Genomic DNA, 19,721 nt, shown 5'->3' with positions numbered 1-19,721 from the left:
ATTTAAGGATAAATAGGATGAAGAAAAGAAAAAAGAGCTTTTATGAAAGATATATCAAACGTCCGCAGGATTTTTGCTGTGCGCTGGCAGCTATTATTGTTCTTTCGCCAGTTATGGCAGTGACTGCTGTGCTGGTGCGAATCAAATTGGGATCGCCGGTGATTTTTAAGCAGGAAAGACCGGGGCTTCATGGTAAGATATTTACGCTGTATAAATTTCGATCTATGACAGATGCAAAAGATAAGGATGGAAATCTTCTTCCGGACGATGTGCGCCTTACAAAATTTGGAAAAATGCTTCGGTCAACTAGCTTAGATGAATTACCTGAATTGATTAATATGCTGAAGGGGGATATGGCTGTAGTAGGGCCAAGGCCGCTTCTGGTAAGATATCTTCCTTTGTATAATGAACATCAGGCCAGAAGACACGAGGTAAGACCGGGATTTACAGGATATGCACAGGTCAATGGCCGTAATGCGATTACATGGGAAGAAAAGTTTGAAAAAGATGTTTACTATGTGGATCACATTACATTTTTAGGGGATTGGAAGATTATTTTTCAGACTTTAAAAACTGTAATCAAGAGGGAAGGAATCAGTTCGAGTTCATCGGTTACGATGGAAGAGTTTAAGGGAAGTAAAATGATAGAGACTGGCTGTAGTGAGAGGTCATGTATATGAAAAAATTAGCAATTATTGGTGCCAGCGGCCATGGAAAAGTAATTGCAGATATTGCAAAAAAGAATGGATATACAGATATAGTTTTTCTGGATGACAATGACGATATTCGTGAATGTGGAGGTTATTCAGTAATTGGACAAAGTTCAGAAGCAGGCCATTTGGATGCCGATTTAATCATTGGAATTGGCAATGCAGATATTCGGAAGCGGATACAGGAGTCTGTTCCCAAGGAAAGACTGGCAACTCTCATTCATCCATCAGCAGTTCTTGCAGAGGATGTAGTACTAGGCGCAGGAACCGTGGTTATGGCTGGTGCAGTGATCAATTCGGGAGCGCGGATAGGAAGTGGATGCATTATTAATACCTGTTCTTCTGTAGATCACGACTGTATACTGGGAGATTATGTTCATATTGCAGTAGGAAGTCATTTATGCGGAACGGTTGTTGTAGGTAGCCAAACATGGGTCGGTGCGGGGGCAATCGTTAGTAATAACATATCTCTATGTCCAAGCTGTATGATTGGAACAGGAGCAGTAATTGTGAAGAATATTGATATAGCTGGAACATATACGGGAATTCCGGCGAAAAGGATTCGATAAGAAGGAGTATGGTGATGGGATTAACATTAATGTATATTACAAATAATCCTGTAATAGCGCAGATTGCTCAGGAAGCAGGTGTTGATCGTATTTGGATTGATATGGAGTACATAGGCAAAGATGAGAGACAGGGGGGGATGGATACTGTCAAAAATCATCATACAATTGATGATATAAAGAAACTTCGCCCGATTGTTACGAATGCGGAACTTATGGTAAGGGTAAATCCCTTACATACAGCTACGGCAGATTATTGTAGCTCTGAGGTTGAAATCAATCAGGCAATCAAAGCAGGTGCGGATGTAATTATGCTTCCTATGTTTAAAACTGTGGATGATGTTAAGAAATTTGTGAGTTATGTCGATGGCAGAGCAAAAGTACAGCTTCTTGTGGAAACAGTCGAGGCAGCGGCAAATATTGATTCTATTTTAGAAGTTCCGGGAATTGATGAAGTTCACATAGGATTGAATGATTTACACATTGCTATGCACAAAACTTTCATGTTTGAATTGATTTGCGATGACACAGTTTCATATCTTTGCAATAAAATCAAAGAGAAAGGCATTAAATATGGATTCGGTGGAATTGCACGAGTTGGATATGGAATGCTTCCAGCAGAACACATTATCGCAGAGCATTACCATCTTGGCTCAACAGCGGCTATCCTATCAAGAGGGTTCTGCGATGCGAATGTTGTAAAAGATCCTATGGAAATTGAATCTATTTTTGCGGATGGCGTTAGAAATATAAGATTGAAGGAACTTGAGGTTGCTCAATACAGTGAAGAACAGTATCAAAACAACTTGAATATCATTCGAGAAAAAGTTTCAGTAATAGTGGAAAATAAAAAGGGAAAAGGTTGATTTAATGAGAAAGGTTTGCATGATAACTACAGTGTCATTGACACTTAAGGTTTTTGTTGTAGAAACAGCTAAATATTTACATGAACAATGTGGTTATGATGTAACCCTGATTTGCGATGATGATGAAGAATTTAAAAACTCATTACCAAATTATATACATTATATTCCCGTACATATGGGAAGGGGCATTGACCTTTCTGCCCTAAAGTCCATTAAGCAGTTTATACAAATCTTCAAAGAGCAGCAGTTTGATATGGTACAGTATTCTACGCCGAATGCTGCCTGTTATGCAAGTATTGCGTCAAAAATAGCGAAGGTTCCTGTTAGATTATACTGTCAGTGGGGTATACGCTATGTTGGAATGAGTGGAATATCACGCAAAATCTTTAAAGCCATTGAGAAAATGGTATGTAGAAATTCAACGGATATTAGGGCGGTTAGCCCAATGAACAAGGCGTTTGCAGTATCAGAAGGACTATATCCAGAAGAAAAGGCTGTTGTTGTAGGAAAAGGCGGTACGATTGGTGTTGATATGCGACGGTATGATATTTCAAAAAAGGCTGAGTATCGTTTGTTGATTCATAATCAATACAATATCTCTGATGATGCGTTTGTATATGGTTTTGCTGGTCGTGTTTCGGCAGATAAGGGCTGTACAGAGTTGCTGACAGCATTTCAAAAAATTACAGAATCTGTGCCTGGTGCAAGGCTGCTAATTGTAGGACCGATGGAAGATAATTGTGGTGTTCCGGCTGAAATTTTGGAGTGGGCGAGAAAATCAGAGCAGATTGTTATGACCGGAATGGTTGACGGAACGAAGATGAATGAATACTATTCGGCAATGGATGTGCTTGTTCATCCGACATACAGAGAGGGATTCGGAATGGTGCTTCAGGAAGCTGGCGCACTTGGGATTGCAATAATTACAACAAAGATTCCCGGAGCCTCTGAGGTGATGGAGGAGGGTGTTTCCTGTTTGCTGGTAGAACCCAAAGATGTTTTGCAATTGGAAGTTGCTATGAAAAAGTTGATTGCTGATAGAGAATACTCACAGAAAATTGGACAGGCGGCATACGAAAGAACAAAGAGGTATTATGCTCGCCCGATTATGCTTGAAAACCAGAGGGTAGATTATGAAAAGATTTTGAGTAAATGAGAAAGGAATTTAGGCACCATGCGAATTGTATTAACAGATAAGGATTTAGATAATAGTGTTTTTCTCTCTGATGTGCAGGTGATAAAAATTACATACAAAACCATGAAAGCCTTTAACCATAATAGCGATGTTGTTGCCATTGCTGGTTCAAGAGCAATGGCAATCAAAGCTGAAAAGATGGATTTCCCTAGCTTGAAATTTTTCCAGTTGACAAGCGCTGGATTTGATGGCGTGCCATTGAAAGAATTCAAGAATAAAGGCATAATGGTCGCCAATGCCGGAAGTACATATAGTGTTCCGATTGCAGAAACTGTTGTGATGGGAATGCTTCTGATGGCAAAAAAACTTCACTCAAATCCGAATAATCGCCACGTAAAGCTTCAGCGCCACTACGACGAAATTCAGGAACTGTTTGAGAAGAAGGTCATGATTCTGGGAGCTGGCAGTATTGGGATGGAAATTGCGAAACGTCTTTTGGGATTCGGCATGACTGTCGTTGGATATGCGCAGAGTGACAGAGAAAGACCTTATTTTAAACGTGTTATTTGCGGACGACAAAAATTGGCCGAAGAAATTGGGAATTATGATTATGTGATCTCTACTCTTCCAGATAATGAAAACACAAGAGACTTTTTTAATATAGAGTTGATCAGCAAAATGAAACAGACTTCTGTAATTGTGAATGTTGGACGAAAGGCAGTGTTCAAAGAGGATGATCTCTTTGTGGCATTAAAGGAAAAATCTATTGGAGGTGCAGTTCTGGATATGTTTGAACGTATTCCCAATCCTATTACGAATAGATTTAGAAGGCTTCGTAACGTTATTGTATTGCCTGGAGTTTCTGCTATTTCACAGGAAGTAAATGGACGATTAAAAATGTATTGTGAAACGAATATAGCATCTGCTATAGAAGGAAAAAAGGTAACAGGTATAGTTAATGAGGGAGAATAAATGTTTTTTAGTATTATAATTCCAATCCACAATTCAGAAAAATATCTGAAACAGTGCCTAGATAGTATATTGATGCAGACTCATAAGGATTTCGAAGTTATTTTAGTTAATGATGGATCAAAAGATGGTAGTCCCCAAATATGTGACCAATACTGCGCTAAAGATACACGATTTCATGTAATTCACCGCAAACAGGGGCAAGGGGCTGCATCAGCTCGAAATACAGGAACTAGTGTGGCATCTGGAGACTATATTGTTTACATTGATAGCGATGATTATATTGAAGATGCAATGTTTCTGGCTGATATAAAAGAACAAGCAGAAAAAGGATATGATGTCATTTGTTATAAGTTCAGAAAATATTATGAAGACACGGACGAAATGACATCCTGTAATTTTTCAATGCCAGTACCAAAAGAAAACGAAACGATTGGTGGATATGTTGATAGGCTTGTGAAATATGATGCGTTCTACTGTGCACCTTGGACAAAAACTATTCGCAGGGAAATTTTGGCGGATAGAAAAATTCGTTTTAAAGAAGGGTTATTGAGTGAAGATCAGGAGTGGTATTATCACGTTTTGATTGAGGCAAACTCTATCGTTGGAATTGATAAAAGTTATATTATATATAGGCAGCACAAAAGTTCTACGTCAGTATCTTGGACAATGAAAAATCTTAAAGACACAATTAACATAATATCGTTTTGGAGAATGGAAATCGGGAAAATTAATTTGCCAGACGATTATAAGCGCGCAATTTTGAACTCAATAGCGAAATTATACTGCAATTTACTTATTGGATATACAAGATATTCAAATCCTGATAAGAAAGGTGAGTATGATAATTTGAAAAAGCTGGCTGGTTTGATGAGATATCATGCAAATCCTAGAGTCAATACTTTCTATAAGGTTTATAAAGTTGGTGGTTTTACTGCATTAATGACAGTACTGAAGATAATTTGTAAGTTGAGGTAGTTTTAGATGGAGAAGAAAGCTTTACCGAAGGTATTGGTTGTTTCAACGAATGCCTGGAGGGACAATACGGGAATTAATACGTTAATTGAGTTTTTTAAATGCTGGAATCCAGATCGTATTGCGCAGATTTATACAAAATCCACGCTTCCTAAGACGACAGTGTGTAATAGGTTTTTCAGTATTTCAGAGAATGCTGTTATGAGAAGCGTAATTAACAGGAGGATTACAACCGGAAGGGAAGTTCAAAACGAGACTGTTAATTCTACAATTAGTAATCCTTCAGCAGAAGTAGAACAAAAAATATATTCTTTCTATAAAGGTAAAGTGAGGGAATTATTGTCTATCTGTAGAGAAATTGTATGGAAATTAGGAAAATGGAAAACGGCAGAGCTAGATCATTTTATTGACGAATTTGACGCTGATGTTCTATTTATTCCGATTTATCCAACAATATATATGGGGAGGATTCAGAAATATATTATTACTCGAACTCAAAAACCTGTGGTGTCTTACTTGGCAGATGATAATTATACATACAAGTCTGTTCATAAAGACCCTATTTCTCTAATACATCGGCATATTTTACGGAAATATGTGAAGTACATTGTTGAACACAGCAAAAAGCTAATGGTGATTGCACCAAAACAGAAAGAAGAGTATGACAGAATTTTTGGTGTAGATAGCGTTGTTATGACGAAAGGAATTGATTTTGAACAGTTTGAGCCCTATCAAGTCGGAAATCCGATTAAGCTGGTATACACGGGTAAGCTAATTATTGGTCGTTGGAAATCCCTTGCAGCTATTGCAGAAACCTTTCAAAAAATCAACCGGAATGGTGTTAGGATCACACTTGATATTTACACTACAGATTCTTTGACGGATGAGCAGAATAAATTGCTTAATCGTAATGGATGTTCTGTTAAAGGTGCTTTGACACTGGAACAAGTGAAGATAGTTCAGAAAGAAGCAGATACTCTTGTTTTTGTGGAAAGCCTTGAGGAAAAATTCAAGAATACAGCTAGGCTTTCTTTTTCTACGAAGATTACAGATTATTTGAGAAGTGGAAAGTGTATTTTTGCAATCGGAGATAAGGATATTGCACCGATTGATTACTTTAGTCGGTATGATTCTGCTATAACGGCAACAACTTATGAAGAAATTCAGGATAAATTGACTGAGCTGGTGAATGTTCCAGATATGGTATTAGAGTATGCAAAGAAAGCATATGCCTGCGGAGTGGAACACCATGAACGAGGACGTATGGATAGCGTTTTAATTCATACAATCGAACAGGCAACTTTGAAATAGAGGGGGAACGATAGTGGAAAAGAAAATCACAAAATCCGTATATCCAGGAATTGATATCGGAAAACTTATATGTGCATTCTTAATCCTCTTTTACCATTACTTTAGCGAACATGGTTCACTACCTGGTCTATTGGGAGAAGTGCTTTCATTATATGCGGTAGCAGTGGCGCTCTTTATGACCATCAGTGGGTTTCTTCTCTATAATAAGCTTGAGGGCATTGATAGCAGAGAAGAACGTTGGAGTATCGTCAAGAAACAGGTTTTGAGAATATACAGAATATACCTTTTGTGGAGTATTCCCTATCTGCTTTATACAATTTTTCGCTGGGATTGGAACTCCATTTCAGTTAGCTTTATTATTTGGGAAGTTCAGAGATGGTTTTTTAGCTCAACCTTTTATACAATCTGGTTTATGCCAATGTTAGCAATCGGTACACTGATAACATTTTGGCTGACTGAAAAACTTCCTCATGTCATTGTAACTATATTAGGTGTTTTGTGCTGGGTAATTGGGTCACTTTCTCTCACCTATCAATTTATAGGAAATCAGATTCCAGGTTTCATATGTTTTGTTGAATTTGAGAACTTGTGGCTAGGTGGAGCAAGAGGCTGGATTTTTTATGCATTTCCGTTGATTTTGGTAGGGAAATATATGGTTACCTGTAAGGATAAAATGAAGCCCCTGCCTATGGCGTGTTCATTATGCAGTTTCACTCTTGCAATGTTAGCAGAAGCCTTATTGCTTAGAAAAATATCCGGAGGACATACAGGAATTGATTTAACATTTATGATGATTCCAACGGTATTCAGTATTTTGGGATTTCTGATTTCCATCCGTTTACCGAATGGAAAATATGCAAAGTGGATGAGAAACATGAGTACATTGATTTTCATGAGTCAGAGGTTATTTTTAACTGTTTTGCCTGGAATTTTTCCAGCGTTATTCAATACCTACATTACTGTAAATCCTTTTATGTGTTTTGCAGTGATGTGTGGAGGAACAGTTTTATTTTCATTATTGGTTATGCAAATTTCAAAGTCAGAGCATTACATACGACTTTTATATTGATAGTAAGAGGAAATACATGAGAATACTTCAGATTAATGCTGTATATGGTGTGGGAAGTACGGGACATATTGTGCAGGATATCCATGAGATGCTTTGCGCCGAAGGACATGAGTCCTATGTATTTTGGGCGACGGGATGTGCGAATGCTGATGATCCGGCATATTTCTATCAAATTGGTTCCCAATTGGATCACAAAATACATGCTGTCCGAAGACGTATTGGAAAAGACCAGGGATGGCATTCAAAACTTGCGACGAAAGCAGCTTGTGAAAAAATTAAATTGCTAAAGCCAGATGTTGTTCATCTGCATAATTTGCATAGTAACTATATTCATCTGCCTACGCTGATGAAATGTCTGGGAGATGAAAAAATAAGCGTATTGCTTACACTCCATGATTGCTGGTATTATACGGGATACTGTACATATTATCAAAAATATGGTGATTGTGAACGGTGGCGAGATGGCTGTTCGCATTGTCCAGCTGTTTCACGAATATATCAAAGTCGAATTGAAAAGATTTTTAAACGAAAAAGAGACATTTTCTTCCAAATAGAATATCTGTACTGTAATGGTGTATCCCAGTGGACAACAGAGGATGGAAAGAACTCGCCTATGTTCAATCTTAGGGACTGTTCCTGCATCTACAACTGGATCAATACCGACATTTTTAAACCGTATTCTAATCGTGCTGAAGTATGCCTCAGATATGATATTCCGGCTTCGAAAAAGATTGTGCTAGGCGTTGCACAGGGATGGTCTGATGAAAAAGGTCTCCAGGAGTTTAGGGAGCTTAGCAGCCTCTTGTCTGCAGAAGCGGTAGTTGTGTTGGTTGGTAATCATAATGGACTTCAATCAGATGATAATTTAAGATTTGTGGGATACACGAAAAACCAGCGAGAACTCGCTGAGTTATATGCTGCAGCAGATCTTTTTGTGAATCCTTCCTCTTTTGAAACCTTTGGATTGGTTACAGCTGAAGCAATGGCTTGTGGTACACCTGTTGTAGCATATCGAAACACAGGGACTGCGGAATTGGTTATTGAAGCATGTGGTGTATTGGTTGAAAATCAAAATGTCGAAATGTTGATAGAGGCAGTAAGATATGTGCTTTCACGTTCGAAAACGGATTATTTTGTAGAGTGTGTAGAAAATGTTATACGCAAATTTGAAAAGCATGCCCAGCTAGATAAGTATCTTTCTCTTTATAAGAGAATGGTAGATAAGGATATATCTCAGATAAGTGAGGAAGAAAGGAGAGACCGGGAATGATATACAGCAACCAGAAACTATCTTTGTTGGATTGGATTGTACTGGTCGGAATTGCGTCCTATTATGTATTACCATCTGTTTCTGTTAAAGTTGGAATCTTACAGATTATCTTCATAAGTATCGTATATATCCTTATTAGTACACAGTTCAAAGTATCTAAAGAAATATTGAGATATTTTGTTGTTTTTGTACTTATCGGTCTGTTATATGCTTTACTTGTGGATGCTGCTGACATTAGCAGCACTGCATCGAATTTATTTTTAAAAAAGTTTTACAGTAAGTTTTATCAGTTATTCATGATGTTTTTTCCATTATATCTGCTTAAGATAGTGAGATTGAAGGCGACAAATCATCAGAAGAATATCCTGATTATAATGATTTTCCTTTTAATTTTGTATGTCGAGATGACAACAAGAACTGCACTGGAGATTAATGCAAATGTCACAAGATCTTGGGGAAACTACAGTGACGAATTGAGGAGTCAAAATATAGGACATTATGGGTTTGTATACAGTATTCCGGCAGTGATTACTTTTATGTTGATTGCCTTTTTCAGGTACAGATCTGTATTAATAAAATTAATTATAGTTATGCTGATTGTAACACAAATGGGCTTCTTATTGATTGCACAATATACATTGGCTGTTTTTGCTACCATCATTGGAATGTCGCTCTTTTTGATGATTCATTATTCAGGTTCTAAGAAAATAGTAATTATATGCATGGTCATGATTTGTTTGTTGCCCGTAGTTCCATCGTTGATTAAGTTGGCAGCAGATGCAGTTCCATCAGAGTCTATGTCTATTAGATTATATGAGGTATATTCTCTTTTTACAATTGGAGATGGTTCTGGATACAATTTGTCGGGACGAATGGAACTCTATGGAAAATCAATAATAGCGTTTTTGCGTTCGCCAATTTGGGGTAACAGGAGCTTGGACTTTTATGGACATGCTACTTTTTTAGTGATACCTGCGATGTTGGGATTACTGGGCGCAATACCGTTCTATTACATATATTTTCACAGCTATAAAAAGATAAAAAAAAGCCTAAGAGAAAATGGCCAGCAATTCATGCCAATTTTTGCTATTTTACTTTTTGTTGGCTTTACTAATCCAATAGATGCTGCACTTCCATTAATGTTTGTTACCTGGTTTTTGACCCCACTGGTAATTGAACAACTAAGTCGCGGCAATAATTATACAGAATGGAGGTTAAAAAAATGAAACCGTGGGAAATTGACGTGGCGGTGATGATCATCTTCTTTGTCAGAGATGATACACTGCAGAAAGTATTTGATAGCGTGAAAGTTGCACGCCCTAGAAAACTTCTATTGTGGCAGGATGGTCCTAGAAAGGGTAGACCTGATGATTTGCAGGGAATTATGAAGTGCAGAAAGATCGTAGAGAATATCGATTGGGACTGTGAAGTGATTAAAAACTATCACGAAGAAAATATGGGATGTGATCCGTCTACATTTTATGCGGATAAGTGGGCTTTTTCCTTGGTGGACAAGTGCATTATCTTGGAGGATGATCAGGCTCCAGTTCAGTCATTTTATTTGTATTGTAAAGAATTACTGGATAAATATGAATTTGATGAACGGATTAGCCATATTTGTGGGTATAACTATTTGGGTGAGTATAATAATTATCCATACGATTATTTATTTTCTTTTACGGGAACAGGTGCATGGGCGAGTTGGAGAAGAACTGCGGAAACTTGGGATGAAACATATGCTTATATTGATGATGCTGCAACTTTGAATAACGTAAGAATGCAATATGGAGATCGTGCGGATAAGTGGATCGCTTATGCCAAGCGACATAAAGAGAGCGGAATTGCACATTGGGAATCCATCATCGGAATGGGAGCACATGTGAATTCCCGGATGGCTATTGTACCGCGTATAAATCTTGTACAAAATCTTGGTGTTAGTGAGAATGCAACCCACAGTGTTATTTCAAATCCATTGTTGATCCCTCAACGTGTGAAGAGATTCTACATCCCTGGCAAAGAACTCGATTTTCCGATTCGGCACCCTAAATATGTAGTTCCGGAGATGAATTATATCGTACAGAATGAGAAAACGATGACAACATCAGTATGGTTACGGTTTTGCGACCGTATTGAGATATCTGTAAATATTTTTAGACATTATGGAATGCGAGAATTTTTCAATATGATGAAAAAAAGACTCAAAAGATCGTGAGGTGTATTGATATGAAAATGGAACTTTCAGAGAGGATGATGTTACCAGAGCGAGTACGGATTCCCGTGCTTGGGGGTATCTGGTATCGTTATTTGTGCAAAAGGAAACGTGAACAAATTAGAAATATCCCTATACAATCCCTTTCTCTAAACCGGGAGAAAAGAGAAACGAAGCTGGTTTTTACACTAACATCTTTTCCAGACCGGATTGACTCTGTGCAATATACTCTTCGGACGCTTTTTATGCAGTCAATGAAGCCAGATCGTATAATTCTTTGGCTCGCAAAGGATGAATTTGAGAATTTTGAATTTCCGGAAAGCATTCAAGAATTGCAAAAAGTTGGATTAGAAATACGATACTGCGACAATCTCTTTGGACATAAACGTTATTATAAGTTGGTTGAAGAACAAAAGTCTGATGAATGTATCGTGATGTTTGATGATGATATCCTATTTCCCAAATATATGGTAGAACGGCTCTATGATGTTTGGAAAGAGCATCGGAACTGTATTGTGTGTGATCGTGGGCAGTTGTTGACATTTGATGGAGAGAAAGTTTTAAATCCGGGAAGATGGACAACTAATAGCAAAATAGGATTAAAAAAACCTTCTTTTCGTATTCTTGCATCTCCTGGAGGTGGATGTCTGATCCCTCCTAATGCCCTGTATGCAGATGCCTGCAATCCGGAGCTGATTCAGAAATATGCTATTAAGACAGGCGATATCTGGTTGATGTTCATGGCAGTGCAGAACAATACGCCTATTATGCGAACTTACCAGTACCATAGAACCTTTATTCTGAGTGAAGAACAGCAGACTGTTCAATTGGGGCGTGAGGCGATATATCAGGGCAGGTATATGAAGACTTTCGAAGAACTGGTGAAAGCATACCCACATGCTTATGAAAATATGCTTTGGGAGGCTGAAAATGCGGCAGAAAAATAATTCGCAGATAAAATCTGGAGCAATCATTTCATATGCGGGCATAATTATCAGTACGGTTGCATCGCTCTTATACACACCGTGGATGAAGAATCAGATTGGTGATGCCAATTATGGTTTATACACACTTGTTGGTTCTCTCGTTGCTATTTTCTTGATGGATTTTGGCCTAAGCACTTCAGTAACACGTTTTATCTCAAAATACAGAGCAGAAAACAATGAGATACAGATAAACAATGTGATGGGTTATGTGTTCAAGCTTTATATTGCCATTGATGTGGTTATTTCTATCGTACTGATCATTGTATATCTGTTGATTGATAATATATATGTTGGCTTGAGTATTTCTGAACGTGATACGTTAAAGAAGATATTTCTTATCTTTGCAACATACAGTGTTTTAGCATTTCCGTTTACGCCATTATCTGGGGTGTTGAATGCATATGAAAAATTTGTATGGCTGAAAATTTGCGAGTTATTTCAGAAACTGTTTGCAATCTTCCTGACAGTTGTAGCACTGCTAATAGATTACGGTGTAGTTGCTTTAGTGCTGATGAATGCTGTGTCTGGAATTGCCACGATATTGCTCAAGTTATGGATTGTTGGAAAAGAAAAAATGATTCGACCAAATTTTTGGATTCACGATAAAGTACTGTTGAGAGAATTGTTTGGTTTCTCAATCTGGGTGACTGTTTTAGCGTTGGCACAGCGGTTGATTTTCAATATTGCGCCATCAATTCTCGGAATTACATCTACTAGTATTGAAATCGCCAGATTTGCACCTGCATCTCAATTAGAAGGATATTTTTTTACGTTTGCATATGCAATCAATGGACTTTTTATGCCTATGGTAGCACGATTAGATTACAATATGGACAATCGTGGTATAGAAAATATCATGATTAAGGTCGGAAAATATCAGGTATGTGTACTTGGCTTACTGTTTGTGGGTATTTGCACTGTTGGAACAGAGTTTATCGAATTGTGGATGGGAAGTGAATATTGGATTAGTGGTATTTGCACTGTCTTACTCATAGCTCCGAGTATTTTTTTGTATCCGCAGCAGATTGCGAATACATTGTTGTCTATACGGAACAAGGTAAAATATCAAGCAATGAGTGCACTAATTATTGGGGCAATTAACGTGGTCTTGTCTTTTGTACTGACACCCCAGTTAGGGGCACTTGGATCGTCCATCTCTATTTGTGTGGCGTTTCTTGTAAACCTAGTGTTATTGAATATTGTTTATCATAAGGTGCTGCATCTGAATCTAAAACAGTTCTACAAAGTAGTATATATTCGATATGTACCACCGATATTTCTGGCAATTATAATTACGCAATTCATTCTTCGATATATTACGTATAGCAATTGGTTATGGTTGATGGTAAAAATCGTTGTTTGTACGACGGTATATCTGATGCTACTTTTTATGATAGGGTTTAGTAAAGAAGAAAAAGCTCAGATTACTAGTATCATTAGAAAACGTTTGAAAATATAAAAGTTGGAAGTAGTAGCAAAGTATAGGGGTATAATCAAAAATGACAAGGCGATAAAAGAATTGCTCTATTGGTTTATTGATTATGTAATATGTGTTGAACCTAGGCTTTTTTGAATGGAATGATATTATCAGCAATATCGTTGGGATTATTATTAGGTATTGCATTGTGTTCACTATGGCATATGTGTTTGAAGAAAAAGGAACTATTGTGAAGAAATTCTTCCATGCTGTGATTTTATCGTATCTGCAATGCCAAAGACCCCTGATTCGATACATTATTGGAACAGAACCCGATTTGAGCGGATGAAAAATAGTTGCATCTTTCTGAATGTTGGGCGTGGTAGAGTTGTTGTACTTAAAGACTTACAATATGCATTAAACCATCGGCGAATATCTGGTGCAGTCATTGATGTTTCTGAACCGAAACCAGTTCCATTATGGCATCCGTACCGATTTACTAGAAGAGTGTTATTGATAAATCATTCAAGCTTTTATTCAAATAACAATAGCAATCGACTTATATCATTATATAAATCACAATTTCAGAAATATGCATTAGGACAAGAACTAGAAAACAAGGTTATTTTAAGAAAATAATATAGGAGGAGTTGACGGTTAATATTGAAAAATTTACAATTTTTGTTAGATAGCCAGACGGACAGTAAGATATTTTATTGGATGAGAACATTTGCACTGATTGCCGTTGTGATGGCACATGCAACATTTGTTCATCCAGATTCGCAGGTGTTAGACCGATTGCTTGCCTCCTTCTTGGATTGCGGTGTTGCAGTTTTCTTTTTTGCGGCTGGCGCATATTGGAGCTGGAACCCTTTTTCAGTTACTTGGAAGCGCATTGTTAGACTGCTTCCTTCTTGGATATTACTGGGATCGCTAGTGTACGCAGTGGGGGCAGTGAAAACTGGTTTTTCCATGTCGGGCTGGCTCTTGTGGCTAGTGGGAAAGAATACTTATCTGTGGTATTTGTCGATTTATGTGATCCTGCAAATTGCATTTTACATTCAGAGAATGAGTAAAAAAAGAAGCTTGGTGTTGTGTATTTCGGTCATGATGGTATCCAGAATAGCTACTGCCTGTTTGGGGCTGTCCGGTTATCAGGCTTTTTTGAATCCATTGAATTGGATTGGATTCTTTGCTACAGGCATACTTTTTAGAATGTATGCCAATACAGTGGAGAATAAAAGAAAAAAAATTCCTGTATTCATACCAATTGCAGCAATCGTTGCAATCGTTGCATTTGCATACCTAGATACTTTGATGCATACAACTCGGTTGGACTATTGGTCCTATTTCGATGTTTTCTCGCAATTTGCGTGGATCGTACTTTTGTTTTATTTGTCTCGTATTTTGGTGAGGATTCATGGCTATGAAGTTGGAAAAGCAAGTTTACCGATTTATTTGCTACACATTCCTGTAATTGGCCTTGTGACAAATCGCTTAACTGTGGGCGTGTTGCCAACTATGGTGGTTTCTGTTATGGTTATTTGTGTGCTGTATATATGTCTTTTGTTTGTTAAGAAGATAGCGGCTAAGTGTAATTTGGAGTAGCATTTTATAATGAGTATGGTTTTCTCCTTGTGGCTTGCATTACTGTCTGTGGAGCATTCATGATGAAAAAAATACCGATTACTAATTTTATCTTTAATGGTAATAGGAAATAAATTGATTCATAATAATCAGTCGTAAGAGATAATTTTTGTATTAAAGCTATAGACGATATTATTTGAAAAGGCAGTGTTTTGAAAACTTTTTTACTTGGTTTTCTAAAAAAAGTAATTACAAAACTTAGATATAATAGAAATGAGGTATGGGAAATGTCTTTATTTACAGGAAAAACCTTATTAATCACCGGTGGCACCGGTTCGTTTGGCAATGCCGTTTTAAACGGTTTTCTAAACACAGATATCGGAGAAATTCGTATCTTTTCCAGAGATGAAAAGAAGCAGGACGATATGCGTCATGATTTCCAGGCCAGAATGCCAGAAGTAGCAGATAAGATTAAATTCTACATCGGAGATGTCCGGGATTTGGCATCTGTGAAGAATGCAATGCATGGGGTGGACTATATTTTCCATGCAGCAGCGTTAAAGCAGGTTCCATCCTGCGAGTTTTTCCCTCTGGAAGCAGTAAAAACAAATGTAATCGGAACCGACAATGTGCTAACAGCGGCCATTGACGAGGGAGTAAAGGCTGTGATCTGCCTGTCTACGGACAAGGCTGCCTATCCGGTTAATGCCATGGGAACCTCCAAGGCTATGATGGAAAAGGTAATTGTGGCCAAGTCTCGGACCGTATCTCCGGAGAAAACCAAAATATGCTGTACCCGATATGGAAATGTTATGTGTTCCCGCGGTTCCGTTATCCCGCTGTGGATCGATCAGATCAAATCTGGAAAGCCTATTACGATTACAGAGCCGGAGATGACCCGATTTATCATGAGTCTGGAGGAAGCAGTAGATCTGGTAATTTTCGCCTTCCAAAATGGCGAGAGTGGTGATATTATGGTACAGAAGGCTCCGGCCTGCACAATTAGAGTGTTGGCTCAGGCGGTGAAGGAACTGTTCCAGTCAGAGGATGAGATTAAGGTGATTGGTATCCGCCATGGTGAGAAAATGTATGAAACCCTTCTGACGAACGAGGAATGTTCCCATGCAGTTGATATGGGGAATTTTTATAGAGTTCCCTGTGACAAGCGCGGCTTGAATTATGATAAGTATTTTAAAGAAGGAGATACGGAGAGAACAAAATTGACAGAGTTTAACTCTAACAATACTCAGCTGCTTACGGTGGAACAGGTGAAGGAAAAGCTTCTGACTCTTCAGTATATCAGAGATGAGGTTGCAGCTTGGAACGAATCTAAGCAGTAAACATGTTTGAATGGATTTTTTATATCAAATTTTTATTATTCATAATCGACCCTGGTCACAGGCAGAAACGATCTGCCTTACAGGGATAGCTGTGGTGATGGCGGTGCTTCTGATTTGGTGCATCCGTCATCACCGTATGAAAGTGTCACAGGCTGTGGCGCTGTTTTTGCTGATTTTGTTTTTGGAAATAGTGGCGGCGTCTACTATTTTAACGAGAAGACCGGGCGTGAGGAGCTATAAGCTGATACCGTTCTGGTCATGGTATGGAGTGATTGTTGAGGGAGATATTTCGCTTTTATTGGAAAATATCCTTAATTGTCTTTTATTGATGCCTGCAGGTTTTCTATTACCATTTATTTGTAATCATAAAGTTCGGCTTCACAGGGGATTGCTGTTTGGGCTTTTTATATCATCGGTAATTGAAATCTGCCAGCTTGTATTAAAATGTGGATTATTTGAATGGGATGATATCATTCACAATAGCTTAGGATGTATGCTTGGCTGTTTATTGGCGAATTGGGTATGGGAAAGAATTAGTAGATGGAAAAGTATAGTTGATTAAGGCAGGGAGAGATTATGGCAATTTTAGAAGAGAGAGTACATTCTTTTGTAAAAAAATCTTCTTCTGTGGAACATGGGGAAAGAGTAGTTTGCAAAATTACACGCAGTGATGTTGCAGCATTAAATAAAACCATAGAACCTAAGATTAGGCAGAATGAGAGGGAACGGGCCGCAAGTATGCATGCTGCGGCTAAGTGTATTGTAGGCATACGATAGAATCATAGAAGTAAAACGGAACATTGAGAAGCTATATAGTTTGATGCACATATAGCTTCTTTTTCTTGCTATAAATTTTTAGAACTCAGGAGGAATCAAGCTAAATGAACATATTGATCACTGGTGCAAAAGGCTTTGTAGGTAAAAATCTGACAGCCGCTTTGGAAACGATCCGTGATGGAAAGGACAGAACGCGGCCTGCTTTGGAGATAGGTCAGATTTATCAGTATGATGTAGATACAGCTCCAGAGCTTCTGGACAAATATTGTCAGGATGCGGATTTTGTGTTTAATCTTGCAGGAGTGAATCGTCCGAAGGATAATGCAGAATTTATGGAGGGGAATTTTGGATTTGCAGATACATTGCTTGCGACTTTAAAAAAGCATGGAAATACCTGTCCAGTGATGCTGGCTTCTTCCATTCAGGCTACCCTTCTGGGACGCTATGCGGATTCGGATTACGGAAGGTCTAAACTGGCAGGAGAAGAGCTGTTTTTCAGATATGGTGAAGAAACTGGCGCGCGTGTATTAGTATACCGTTTCCCAAACCTGTTTGGAAAATGGGGACGGCCTAATTATAATTCTGCAGTTGCTACCTTCTGCAATAATTATGCGAATGATTTGCCAATTCAGGTAAATGATCCCTCTGTGGAGCTGGAGCTGCTTTATATTGACGATCTGATAGCGGAAATGCTGGATGGACTGGAAGGAAAGGAGCATCATTGTGAATTTGAGGGGGTAGAGGCAATTGGTCAGGAAAATGGACGATACTGCTATGTGCCGATAACTCATAAAGTGACCCTTGGAGAGATCGTACAGCTTCTGGATTCTTTTAAGGCACAGACGAAAACGCTGGTGCTGCCCCGGATTCCGGAGGGCTCATTTGCGAAGAAGCTGTATTCTACCTATCTTTCCTATTTGCCGGAGAATGCTGTAAGGTTTGAGCTGAAGATGAATTGTGATGACAGGGGCAGCTTCACAGAGCTGATAAAGACAATGGACTGCGGTCAGTTTTCTGTAAATATCAGCAAGCCGGGTATTACGAAAGGACAGCATTGGCATCACAGCAAGTGGGAATTTTTTATTGTAGTTTCCGGCCATGGGCTGATTCAGGAGCGCCGTATTGGGCTGGATGAAAATGGAAATCCTTATCCGGTACGCAATTTTGAGGTGTCGGGAGATAAGATTGAGGCAGTTCATATGCTGCCGGGATACACCCATAATATTATTAATCTGTCTGACACAGAAAATCTGGTGACAGTTATGTGGGCAAATGAAGCTTTTGATCCGTCACATCCGGATACTTTTTTTGAACCTGTAGAGTAAAATAGGGAGGCACAACATGGAGATAAAAACAAATTATTCAGATATTTCATTTCAGGATAACGGAAAGCTAAAGCTGCTTATTATTGTAGGAACCCGTCCGGAAATTATCCGCCTTGGTGCGGTGATTAATAAATGCCGAAAGTATTTTGACTGTATTCTTGCTCATACGGGACAGAATTATGATTATAATTTAAATGGGATCTTTTTTCACGATTTAAAGCTGGATAATCCGGATGTATATATGGATGCGGTGGGAGATGATCTGGGCGCGACAGTAGGAAATATTATTAATTGTTCCTATAAGCTGATGAATCAGATTAAACCGGATGCTCTGCTGATTCTGGGAGACACGAATTCCTGTCTGTCCGCGATAGCAGCAAAGAGGCTGCATATTCCTATTTTCCATATGGAAGCAGGAAACAGATGTAAGGACGAATGTCTGCCGGAGGAAACAAACCGTCGGATCGTGGACATTATTTCAGATGTAAATCTGGCATATTCAGAGCATGCCAGAAAGTACCTCCATGAGTGTGGACTGCCGAAGGAGAGAGTATATGTAACAGGTTCTCCCATGGCAGAGGTACTGCATCAGAATCTGGATGAGATTAAGTCATCGGATATTTTGAAAAAGCTGGGACTGGAACCCAGACGGTATATACTCCTTTCTGCTCACCGGGAGGAGAATATTGATACAGAGAAGAATTTTATTTCTCTGTTTACGGCAATCAATAAGATGGCTGAGAAATATGATATGCCGATTCTTTATTCCTGCCATCCCCGTTCCAGAAATCGTCTGGCAGCTTCGGGCTTTGAGCTGGATAAGCGGGTGATTCAGCATGAGCCGCTGGGCTTCCATGATTATAATCATCTGCAGATGAATGCATTTGCGGTGGTTTCTGATTCAGGAACACTGCCGGAGGAAAGCAGCTTTTTTACCTCTCAGGGTTATCCTTTCCCGGCAGTGTGCATCCGCACTTCTACAGAGCGTCCGGAGGCGTTGGATAAGGCCTGTTTTGTCCTTGCAGGAATTGATGAAAAGTCCCTGCTTCAGGCGGTAGATACTGCAGTACAGATGAATCAGGACGGAGATTATGGAATTCCTGTTCCGGATTATGTGGAAGAGAATGTAAGTACCAAGGTAGTGAAAATTATCCAGAGCTATACAGGTGTTGTAAATAAAATGGTTTGGAGAAAAATGTAAGAAAAGAG

At 38.6% G+C, this 19,721-nt stretch carries 20 protein-coding genes; all 20 read left to right on the top strand.

What is annotated here, in order from left to right; genetic code table 11:
* Nucleotides 1-17 precede the first annotated feature (17 nt).
* The 20 genes from WKT10_RS00490 (at nucleotide 18) to wecB (ending at nucleotide 19,713) form a co-directional block, all read left to right on the top strand.
* Complete coding sequence (locus tag WKT10_RS00490) at nucleotides 18-680, top strand: sugar transferase (RefSeq protein WP_340274747.1); 663 nt, start codon at nucleotides 18-20, stop codon at nucleotides 678-680.
* Nucleotides 677-1,279 carry an acetyltransferase gene (locus WKT10_RS00485; protein ID WP_340274745.1) on the top strand — a complete coding sequence of 201 codons (603 nt, stop codon included), beginning with the start codon at nucleotides 677-679 and terminating at the stop codon, nucleotides 1,277-1,279. The genes WKT10_RS00490 and WKT10_RS00485 overlap by 4 nt, the downstream gene beginning before the upstream one ends.
* Before the next feature lie 14 nt (nucleotides 1,280-1,293).
* Entirely contained in the window at nucleotides 1,294-2,142 is an 849-nt protein-coding gene (locus WKT10_RS00480) for an aldolase/citrate lyase family protein (protein ID WP_340274743.1), read from the top strand.
* A gap of 19 nt (nucleotides 2,143-2,161) precedes the next feature.
* A complete protein-coding gene (locus WKT10_RS00475; protein WP_340274741.1) occupies nucleotides 2,162-3,298 on the top strand; it encodes a glycosyltransferase in 1,137 nt (378 codons plus the stop codon).
* 18 nt (nucleotides 3,299-3,316) lie between these two features.
* Nucleotides 3,317-4,249 (top strand): NAD(P)-dependent oxidoreductase, encoded by a 933-nt coding sequence (locus tag WKT10_RS00470; protein ID WP_340274739.1) that lies wholly within the window; start codon nucleotides 3,317-3,319, stop codon nucleotides 4,247-4,249.
* Complete coding sequence (locus WKT10_RS00465; protein ID WP_340274737.1) at nucleotides 4,250-5,224, top strand: glycosyltransferase family 2 protein; 975 nt, start codon at nucleotides 4,250-4,252, stop codon at nucleotides 5,222-5,224. It begins immediately after the preceding gene.
* Nucleotides 5,225-5,230: 6 nt separating this feature from the next.
* The gene (locus WKT10_RS00460) at nucleotides 5,231-6,532 is read left to right on the top strand and encodes a hypothetical protein (RefSeq protein ID WP_340274735.1); all 1,302 of its coding nucleotides are present in this window, start codon (nucleotides 5,231-5,233) and stop codon (nucleotides 6,530-6,532) included.
* Between the two features lie 13 nt (nucleotides 6,533-6,545).
* Entirely contained in the window at nucleotides 6,546-7,601 is a 1,056-nt protein-coding gene (locus WKT10_RS00455) for an acyltransferase family protein (protein ID WP_340274733.1), read from the top strand.
* A gap of 16 nt (nucleotides 7,602-7,617) precedes the next feature.
* Complete coding sequence (locus tag WKT10_RS00450; RefSeq protein WP_340274731.1) at nucleotides 7,618-8,871, top strand: glycosyltransferase; 1,254 nt, start codon at nucleotides 7,618-7,620, stop codon at nucleotides 8,869-8,871.
* A complete protein-coding gene (locus WKT10_RS00445; protein WP_340274729.1) occupies nucleotides 8,868-10,097 on the top strand; it encodes a hypothetical protein in 1,230 nt (409 codons plus the stop codon). Before WKT10_RS00450 ends, WKT10_RS00445 begins: the two co-directional genes overlap by 4 nt.
* Nucleotides 10,094-11,083 (top strand): hypothetical protein, encoded by a 990-nt coding sequence (locus WKT10_RS00440; RefSeq protein ID WP_340274727.1) that lies wholly within the window; start codon nucleotides 10,094-10,096, stop codon nucleotides 11,081-11,083. The genes WKT10_RS00445 and WKT10_RS00440 overlap by 4 nt, the downstream gene beginning before the upstream one ends.
* 11 nt (nucleotides 11,084-11,094) lie before the next feature.
* Nucleotides 11,095-12,027 carry a hypothetical protein gene (locus WKT10_RS00435; protein ID WP_340274725.1) on the top strand — a complete coding sequence of 311 codons (933 nt, stop codon included), beginning with the start codon at nucleotides 11,095-11,097 and terminating at the stop codon, nucleotides 12,025-12,027.
* Complete coding sequence (locus tag WKT10_RS00430) at nucleotides 12,011-13,525, top strand: oligosaccharide flippase family protein (protein WP_340274723.1); 1,515 nt, start codon at nucleotides 12,011-12,013, stop codon at nucleotides 13,523-13,525. The genes WKT10_RS00435 and WKT10_RS00430 overlap by 17 nt, the downstream gene beginning before the upstream one ends.
* Nucleotides 13,526-13,741: 216 nt before the next feature.
* On the top strand, nucleotides 13,742-14,122 hold the full coding sequence (locus WKT10_RS00425) for an NAD(P)-dependent oxidoreductase (RefSeq protein ID WP_340275165.1): 381 nt from the start codon (nucleotides 13,742-13,744) through the stop codon (nucleotides 14,120-14,122).
* A 24-nt stretch (nucleotides 14,123-14,146) separates the two neighbouring features.
* Nucleotides 14,147-15,091: an acyltransferase family protein gene (locus WKT10_RS00420; protein ID WP_340274721.1), complete on the top strand. Its 945-nt coding sequence runs from the start codon at nucleotides 14,147-14,149 to the stop codon at nucleotides 15,089-15,091.
* A gap of 266 nt (nucleotides 15,092-15,357) precedes the next feature.
* Entirely contained in the window at nucleotides 15,358-16,410 is a 1,053-nt protein-coding gene (locus WKT10_RS00415; protein ID WP_340274719.1) for a polysaccharide biosynthesis protein, read from the top strand.
* 10 nt (nucleotides 16,411-16,420) lie between these two features.
* Nucleotides 16,421-16,972 (top strand): VanZ family protein, encoded by a 552-nt coding sequence (locus WKT10_RS00410; RefSeq protein WP_340274717.1) that lies wholly within the window; start codon nucleotides 16,421-16,423, stop codon nucleotides 16,970-16,972.
* A 14-nt stretch (nucleotides 16,973-16,986) separates the two neighbouring features.
* Complete coding sequence (locus tag WKT10_RS00405) at nucleotides 16,987-17,187, top strand: hypothetical protein (RefSeq protein WP_340274714.1); 201 nt, start codon at nucleotides 16,987-16,989, stop codon at nucleotides 17,185-17,187.
* A gap of 104 nt (nucleotides 17,188-17,291) precedes the next feature.
* A complete protein-coding gene (locus tag WKT10_RS00400; protein ID WP_340274712.1) occupies nucleotides 17,292-18,512 on the top strand; it encodes a capsular polysaccharide biosynthesis protein CapF in 1,221 nt (406 codons plus the stop codon).
* Nucleotides 18,513-18,528: 16 nt separating this feature from the next.
* On the top strand, nucleotides 18,529-19,713 hold the full coding sequence (gene wecB / locus WKT10_RS00395; protein ID WP_340274710.1) for a non-hydrolyzing UDP-N-acetylglucosamine 2-epimerase: 1,185 nt from the start codon (nucleotides 18,529-18,531) through the stop codon (nucleotides 19,711-19,713).
* The last annotated feature ends 8 nt before the right edge of the window (nucleotides 19,714-19,721 follow it).

It is taken from the genome of Enterocloster sp. HCN-30185 (genome assembly GCF_037890305.1).
Taxonomy (GTDB): Bacteria; Bacillota; Clostridia; order Lachnospirales; family Lachnospiraceae; genus Enterocloster.
This window is presented reverse-complemented; position numbering and strand designations above follow the sequence as displayed.

Bases quoted from the DNA above. Each gene is read 5' to 3' on its own strand.
- WKT10_RS00490 (WP_340274747.1), top strand. From the start codon at position 18: ATGAAGAAAAGAAAAAAGAGCTTTTATGAAAGATATATCAAACGTCCG.
- WKT10_RS00485 (WP_340274745.1), top strand. From the start codon at position 677: ATGAAAAAATTAGCAATTATTGGTGCCAGCGGCCATGGAAAAGTAATT.
- WKT10_RS00480 (WP_340274743.1), top strand. From the start codon at position 1,294: ATGGGATTAACATTAATGTATATTACAAATAATCCTGTAATAGCGCAG.
- WKT10_RS00475 (WP_340274741.1), top strand. From the start codon at position 2,162: ATGATAACTACAGTGTCATTGACACTTAAGGTTTTTGTTGTAGAAACA.
- WKT10_RS00470 (WP_340274739.1), top strand. From the start codon at position 3,317: ATGCGAATTGTATTAACAGATAAGGATTTAGATAATAGTGTTTTTCTC.
- WKT10_RS00465 (WP_340274737.1), top strand. From the start codon at position 4,250: ATGTTTTTTAGTATTATAATTCCAATCCACAATTCAGAAAAATATCTG.
- WKT10_RS00460 (WP_340274735.1), top strand. From the start codon at position 5,231: ATGGAGAAGAAAGCTTTACCGAAGGTATTGGTTGTTTCAACGAATGCC.
- WKT10_RS00450 (WP_340274731.1), top strand. From the start codon at position 7,618: ATGAGAATACTTCAGATTAATGCTGTATATGGTGTGGGAAGTACGGGA.
- WKT10_RS00445 (WP_340274729.1), top strand. From the start codon at position 8,868: ATGATATACAGCAACCAGAAACTATCTTTGTTGGATTGGATTGTACTG.
- WKT10_RS00440 (WP_340274727.1), top strand. From the start codon at position 10,094: ATGAAACCGTGGGAAATTGACGTGGCGGTGATGATCATCTTCTTTGTC.
- WKT10_RS00435 (WP_340274725.1), top strand. From the start codon at position 11,095: ATGAAAATGGAACTTTCAGAGAGGATGATGTTACCAGAGCGAGTACGG.
- WKT10_RS00430 (WP_340274723.1), top strand. From the start codon at position 12,011: ATGCGGCAGAAAAATAATTCGCAGATAAAATCTGGAGCAATCATTTCA.
- WKT10_RS00415 (WP_340274719.1), top strand. From the start codon at position 15,358: ATGTCTTTATTTACAGGAAAAACCTTATTAATCACCGGTGGCACCGGT.
- WKT10_RS00410 (WP_340274717.1), top strand. From the start codon at position 16,421: ATGGATTTTTTATATCAAATTTTTATTATTCATAATCGACCCTGGTCA.
- WKT10_RS00405 (WP_340274714.1), top strand. From the start codon at position 16,987: ATGGCAATTTTAGAAGAGAGAGTACATTCTTTTGTAAAAAAATCTTCT.
- WKT10_RS00400 (WP_340274712.1), top strand. From the start codon at position 17,292: ATGAACATATTGATCACTGGTGCAAAAGGCTTTGTAGGTAAAAATCTG.
- wecB (WP_340274710.1), top strand. From the start codon at position 18,529: ATGGAGATAAAAACAAATTATTCAGATATTTCATTTCAGGATAACGGA.